Origin of the sequence: Vibrio sp. 10N.222.46.A1, from assembly GCF_041473595.1 — a bacterium.
Taxonomy (GTDB): Bacteria; Pseudomonadota; Gammaproteobacteria; order Enterobacterales; family Vibrionaceae; genus Vibrio; species Vibrio tasmaniensis_A.
The window spans coordinates 1-3499 of sequence record NZ_JBFRSN010001044.1 but is presented as its reverse complement, the minus strand read 5'-3'; the positions used below and the strand labels follow the sequence as shown (position 1 = coordinate 3499).

General features: G+C 44.5%; 3 protein-coding genes and 1 pseudogene. 2 read left to right on the top strand and 2 right to left on the bottom strand.

All coding sequences use genetic code 11. The features are described from left to right. Positions 1 to 946, top strand: a 946-nt coding sequence (locus AB4496_RS23530) for an SPOR domain-containing protein (RefSeq protein WP_372132178.1), incomplete at its 5' end; no start/stop codon positions are given. Positions 947 to 1144: 198 nt separating this feature from the next. Beyond that, entirely contained in the window at positions 1145 to 2386 is a 1242-nt protein-coding gene (locus AB4496_RS23525) for an NADH:ubiquinone reductase (Na(+)-transporting) subunit B (protein ID WP_102257535.1), read from the top strand. 92 nt (positions 2387 to 2478) lie between these two features. On the opposite strand, the gene AB4496_RS23520 is transcribed toward AB4496_RS23525, so the two are convergent. After that, on the bottom strand, positions 2479 to 2730 hold the full coding sequence (locus tag AB4496_RS23520; protein WP_017103429.1) for a DUF6482 family protein: 252 nt from the start codon (positions 2728 to 2730) through the stop codon (positions 2479 to 2481). A 141-nt stretch (positions 2731 to 2871) separates the two neighbouring features. Then, positions 2872 to 3499, bottom strand: a pseudogene (locus AB4496_RS23515) (hypothetical protein); the annotation flags it as partial.

Sequence of the window (3499 nt, the reverse complement as noted above, 5' to 3'; positions counted from 1 at the left end):
AAATTATCGTATGGGGCTTATTGCTGCATCCCTGTTGGTATCAAGCCAAGTTAATGCCGAATCGGTTCTATGCGATGCGACTCAGGCAAGCACCAATCAGTTACCACAGCTAGAACAATCATGTCCGATTGGTAAAGGCGTTTGGGGCAATAAAGCGCCTAAACATCATTCAGATAATGAGCTGTTTTGGGTTCAATGTGGTTTGTTGAATAAGCCTTTGTCACTGAGCAAAGCAAAGCCATTGTATGAGAAGATTTCAACTAACGTATGGATGAAGCCCGAAGGTGGAGATTATCGCTGCCTAATTGGTCCTTATTCTACCTTCTCTGATGCGAGAAAAGACTTAGCTCAGGTACGTAAGATTTCTGGGTATGGCGAAGCCTTTATTCGTATGGTTGATAAATCGAAGACCTCTTCTTCACAACCGGTCGTGACCAAAGCAATGAAGTCAAAAACGGCAGAGCCAAAAACGGTTAAGCATCAAGCCTCAGTTAAGGCTAAAGTAGCAGCGAAATCAGCGCCGAAGCCGATAGCTGCTGCTCAAAAAACTGCAGTCGCGAGTGCTGCTGCCATTCAAGCTTTCCCTAGTCATGGTGCAAATTCAGACAATGATCTGAACATTGAAATACGCATGACAGCGAGTGTTGCGGGTAGTAAATATGCGATTCCTTATCTTTTAGGTGATGAACAACAGTTTTATATGGAGCAAGGTAAACCTTGGAGCCGACTCGATTACGACAGTGCCGAATTAGTATGTGGTAAGATTAATATGACGCTGTTGAGTGAAAATCAGTGGCAAAGTCTCTTAGGGTCGAAGGTCATGGAAAATCAGAATTGGCCAATGCACCTGCCTTATTGGGGCGCAGACAAAAAAGGCCTGTTTACTAACGGTAACGTAAACCAGCTTAAAGGCTCCTCACTACTTAATGTGATGTGTGTGAAATAACGAAGACGTGCGTAATATCAAATAAGCCTCAGCCATTGCTGGGGCTTTGTTGTTTATACGCCTTTCTTTTCAATATCAGGTCGATTTCCGGATACTCGGATTTTCAATACAAATTTGATTAAAAATAGCTAAAAATTGTTCAAATAGAGCAGTTGGTGCGTAGAAAACCATAACTCAAGCAATAAGGTGATTGAGATTATGAGTTTGAAGAAACGATTAGAAGACGTAGCCCCGCGTTTTGAAGCCGGAGGTAAATACGAAAAGCTTTACCCTGTCTATGAGGCGTTTGCCACCATCTTTTATACGCCCGGCAACGTAAACCGAGGCTTGACCCACGTTCGAGATAGTATCGATCTCAAGCGAATAATGATTTTGGTGTGGCTAGCGACTTTCCCTGCCATGTTTTGGGGTATGTATAACGTCGGGCACCAGAGTGTCTCGGTACTAACATCCAGTTATCAACTTAACGAACTTACCTCGCTTATAGAGAGCAGTTGGCGCTTATCGTGGGCGTTTGGTGATGCACAGTCCTTAGTCGCAAGCGACTGGGGGCGCCAGATGTTCTTGGGGGCGCTCTACTTCCTACCTGTTTATGCCACCGTATTTGTGGTCGGGGGCTTCTGGGAAGTTTTATTTGCCGTTGTACGAAAACACGAGGTGAATGAAGGCTTTTTTGTAAGCTCGGTACTGTTCGCACTTATTCTTCCGCCAACTATCCCGTTGTGGCAAGCCGCTTTGGGTATCACCTTTGGTATCGTTGTCGCGAAAGAGCTGTTTGGTGGTACAGGGCGAAACTTTCTCAACCCTGCACTAGCGGGGCGAGCGTTTCTTTACTTTGCTTATCCCGCCAACATGTCCGGTGGCTTGGTATGGGTGGCAGCTGATGGTTATTCTGGCGCAACACCGCTCAGCCAATGGTATGAGGGGGGGAGCTCGTCGCTGATCAACAACATGACTGGTGAGGCCATCACTTGGATGGATGCCTTTATCGGTAATATTCCGGGCTCGATGGGCGAGGTTTCTTCATTGCTCATCATGTTGACGGGTCTGATTTTGATCGTCATGAAGATAGCGTCTTGGCGCATTGTGGCTGGTGTGATTGTTGGGCTTGTGGCAACGTCGAGTTTACTGAACTGGATTGGCTCTGATACCAACTCGATGTTCTCGATGCCGTTCTACTGGCACTTTGTATTGGGCGGTGTTGCCTTTGGCACTTTCTTTATGGCAACCGACCCAGTTTCTGCCGCGTTTACTAATCAGAGTAAGTGGGCTTACGGGATTCTGATCGGTGTGATGACGGTCGGTATTCGAGTGCTCAACCCTGCTTATCCAGAGGGCATCATGTTGGCGATCTTGTTTGCTAACCTGTTTGCTCCGCTGTTCGACTTTGTAGTGAAAGAGCAAAACATCAAACGTAGACAGAAACGAACATTGCGCTGATTTTAATGCGGAACAGGGAAAGTTACTCCCATAAGAAAGGCTTGCATCGCTGCAAGCCTTTCAATTTTTATTGCGATTGATTTGAAGTTGATTTAACTCCATTTCAAATCAATTTCGAACGGTTGGGTGTTACCACAATGCTCACCGCACATCTCGTCGTATGCACTGTTGTGTATCAGCATTGCTGACGATACGCCTTGATCACTGAAGTGGTCGCGGGCTTGGTTAACACTCAAAAACTTCATTGGGTGCTGGTGGTCGTCTTTGATTAACTGCTTTTGCTCGCCAATGATTTGGTAAGCCAAGTAGATCCCGCCTTCAAATGATTCAATGAGTAGATTCATAACAAACTCCATGTTGTTCTCGATAGTTCTTTGTTTCTGTATCTACGTTGATGGTTGTTTGAAGGTTCATGTGTGTTAAAAATGAAAAAACCAGAAGCTCAGCTTCTGGTTTATTAATAAGTAATCAAATTAACTCAAAGGTTAGTTGATTTTCTGCATGATGCTAACACGGCCTGTTGTTGATCCGTCTGGAGTCATTTTACGGCGAGTTAGCAACCCTTCATCCCAGTTGGTACCAGCAGGTTGGTATTCCCATTTAATGATGTATTCTTGGTTATTACCATTTGCATCAACAGGACATTTATCTCCTGAACCAGGAATATAACCATTGTCAGTATCATCACAGAAGCGCACAACTGAGTTTAAATCTGTCAGGGTTGCTTTTGATTCACGTCCCGAAATGTTAAACCACCAATAGTCAATTGCAGCAAGCTCTTCATAGGTATACTTCTTGCCTGAGTCTTCAAGATCTGCCGGTGAGTTTGCATTGCACTCTTTCCCTGATACGGTAGCGCCCTCAGAATCAAATACCATTCTCATGACAGCATTTTGTCCATCAGCACAAATCTGAGTGGTATCCCAAGAGCCAGTAAAGTCTACGTACCTTTCGTCGCTAGGTGTTTCTACGTGATAGTAGAAATTCAAACTTTCTTCGATGCGATTCTTTCCACTAGATTCGTTTGATGGGTCGTTTAACTCAGTTTTTGAACGAATTTGTGTGTATATTTTTGTAATTGGGTCATAGCTACCAGAAAGGGTTTCATATTGG